At 76.1% G+C, this 2,810-nt stretch carries 3 protein-coding genes; 1 reads left to right on the forward strand and 2 read right to left on the reverse strand.

From position 1 onward, the window contains the following. Positions 1 to 99 precede the first annotated feature (99 nt). The gene (locus tag ACZ4W5_RS37905) at positions 100 to 858 is read right to left on the reverse strand and encodes a YcnI family copper-binding membrane protein (protein ID WP_402481722.1); all 759 of its coding nucleotides are present in this window, start codon (positions 856 to 858) and stop codon (positions 100 to 102) included. Positions 859 to 1,039: 181 nt separating this feature from the next. After that, on the reverse strand, positions 1,040 to 1,858 hold the full coding sequence (locus tag ACZ4W5_RS37910; RefSeq protein WP_465659803.1) for a hypothetical protein: 819 nt from the start codon (positions 1,856 to 1,858) through the stop codon (positions 1,040 to 1,042). A gap of 230 nt (positions 1,859 to 2,088) precedes the next feature. Here ACZ4W5_RS37910 and ACZ4W5_RS37915 point away from each other — a divergent pair, with 230 nt between their 5' ends. Next, entirely contained in the window at positions 2,089 to 2,712 is a 624-nt protein-coding gene (locus tag ACZ4W5_RS37915; RefSeq protein ID WP_360239584.1) for an ATP-binding protein, read from the forward strand. Positions 2,713 to 2,810: the final 98 nt, after the last annotated feature.

The following is a 2,810-nucleotide window of genomic DNA, read 5'->3' on the forward strand; positions in this document are numbered from 1 at the left end:
CTCCTTCTTGTTTTTTGCTCCTCCCCCCCCCCCCCCCCCCCCCCCCCCCCCCCCCCCCCCCCCCCCCCCCCCCCCCCCCCCCCCCCCCCCGGCGAGGGGTCAGGAGGCGGAGCCGCTGTTCTTGCGGCGCAGGCCGAGCACGCCGACGGCGGTGCCGATCACGCCGACGACGATGCCGACCACGCCGAGGGTGCGGGCGGTGCTGTCGCTGGACTTGGCGTCGCCGTCGGAGGCGGCGGCGTGGTCGGAGCTGCCGCCGTGGGCGCCGGCCGCCGGGGAGGCGGAGGCGGAGACGCCGTGGCCGTCACCGTCGGCGGCCTTGGTGAGCTTGAGGGCCGGGGCCGGGTGGGCCGGCTCGGGCTGGCCGGCCGCGGCCTCGTCGATCCAGCGGACCACGTCGCCGTTGTCGTAGGTCTGCAGGGCCTTGAAGACCATGCTGTCGGCGTCGGTCGGCAGCGGGCCGAGCGAGACCCGGAACTCCTGGAACTGGCCGGGGGCGATCTTGGTGCCCGGGTCGGCGGTCCAGGTGATCTTGGAGACGGCCTCGTTGACGTCGCTGCCGTGCACCTTGATCGGCTTGTCGAGCTTGGCCTTCTCGACGGCGGCCGTCCAGCCCGGCAGCGGCAGGGTCCGGACCGAGGCCAGCGGGTGGTCCAGCGGCAGGTTGACCTCCAGCTTCACCGTGCTCGCCGTGTCGCTCTCGTTCGGCACCCGGAAGTCGACGGCCGTGTAGCCGCCCTGCGCGGCCGAACCCGGGTTCACGGTGACGTGCGCGAAGGCGGGGCCGGCCAGCGCCACCACCGAGGCGGCGGCGGTCAGGGCGACGGCGGCGAGACGGCGGGTGGGAAGGGAACGCATGATGGGGGGTCTCCGATCGGAGCTCGGCACGTGACCGCCGCTCTCGACGGCGGGCTGCACGCGCGGACGTGGGGGGCAGGACCAGGGGCCGCCGTCGCCGTGGACGGACGGAACGGCCCGGACACCGCGCACCGCACCCGGTCGGCCGGCACCCCTCCTCGGGGTACGCAGCAACGCCGGATCAGTACGCGAAGGCCCCGCACGGCGGCCCGCGCCGCACCACGCTGTGCCGCAGCACCGCACCCGCGGGCAGCCGGCTCCCGCCGCCGCCCGCACCGAACCGGCGGACCGGACCGGCCATGCCGAACAGACCGCGCAGCAGCGCGGCCACCAGCACCAGGGCCGAGCGCAGCGGCGCCGCCCAGTGCTCCCGGGCCGCCGACGCCGCCACCCGCAGCAGCCGCCACAGCGCCGCCTCGCCGCGCCGCAGCCACCAGCCCGCCACCAGCGCGGCGACCAGGTGCCCGGCCAGCATCGACGGCGTCATCCCCAGCACGCCGCCCTGCTGCCACCAGGGCGCGGCGGCGTACGCGTGCGGATCCAGGCCCGCCGAGGAGACCAGCTGCTCCGGCGAGGTGCCGGCGGGCAGGCCCACCAGGGTGCCCGGCCGGGCCTCGTTGCAGATCAGCCGCCCGGCCGCCTGCGGCACGCTCATCGGCATGCCGTCGTGCATCCCGTGGCCGCCCAGGCCGTGGAACAGAAGGTGCAGCCCCAGCTGACCCGCGCCCAGCGCACCGGAGATGCCCGCCAGCGAGCGCTCCCGCCCGCCGCACGCCACCGCGAGCACCAGCACCGCGGCGAAGCCCGTCGCCAGCGCGACCGGCGGCACGTTCCCGCCACCCGCCAGCGCGTGCCCGGCGGCCGCTATCAGCGTGCACACCAGGGCGAACGGGACGGCCCGGGCAAGCCGCAGGTCCCAGGCGGCCCCCACCGGCCGGGCCGGCTGCGTCGAATCGACGACGGGGGTGCCCTGGAACGGGGCGGCGGGGAGGGCAGTCATGGCCGGGCCATCATCTCATCGCGTACACGGCCGACACGGGCAGGGTGGGAAATCCCTACGAATGCCCCGTTCGGCCGCGGCGTGCACCCCACCGCATGCGCCCTCCGGCACAGACCCCCGTCCCCAGTCCATCCGCCGAACGGGCGGTAGCCGCCCCCGGGCACGGTTCACCGCCGAATCGCCCGGAGATACCTAGTTGTATGTGGAGCCGCAGCCAGGAGGGACCTCCCGTGGACATCTGGTGGACTCTGCACCTCAAGCGCGACCCGGCCAGCGTTCCGCTGGCCCGGCGCATCCTGCTCGGTGCCATGGCGACCGCGGGCGTCGACCCCCAGATCGCCCACGACCTCGGCGTCGCCCTCACCGAGGCCTGCGCCAACGCCGTCGAACACGGCGCCACCGGCCGGCCCGACGACGGCTTCCAGGTCACCGCCGCGATCAGCGGCGACCGGCTGCGGATCGAGGTCACCGACTCCGGCCCCGGGCTGCCCGCCCCCAGCGCCCCGCCCGCCCGCCGCCCGGCCGCCCCGGCCCCGGCCGGCCACGCGACCCGCCGCCCCCGCCGCGGCCGCGCCACCGTCCCGGCCCGCGTCCTCACCGCCCACCGCCCCCGCCGCGAGGGCCGCCCCTACGACACCCACGTCCTCCCGCACCGCCCCGCGGCCCCCACCCTCCGCCCGGTCGACCTCGACACCCTCCCCGACCTCACCGCCGAATCCGGCCGCGGCCTCTTCCTCATCCACGCCCTCACCGACCACGTCCAGCTCCGCAACCACCCGCTCCGCGGGGCCATCGTCAGCTTCGACAAGATCCTCAAGTGGCAGGACGGCGCCCTGCTCCAGGCGGCGTCCTAGGGCCAATACCGGTGACTTTGGTGTGATTCGGTCGTTGAGTGGTTTGTGCCAAGGCCTGGACAGGTGAAGTTGCCGGCGAGTGATCGGCTCTCGGATCG

This window comes from Kitasatospora sp. NPDC029367 (assembly GCF_055569135.1).

Bases quoted from the DNA above. Each gene is read 5' to 3' on its own strand.
- ACZ4W5_RS37910 (WP_465659803.1), bottom strand. From the start codon at position 1,858: ATGACTGCCCTCCCCGCCGCCCCGTTCCAGGGCACCCCCGTCGTCGAT.
- ACZ4W5_RS37905 (WP_402481722.1), bottom strand. From the start codon at position 858: ATGCGTTCCCTTCCCACCCGCCGTCTCGCCGCCGTCGCCCTGACCGCC.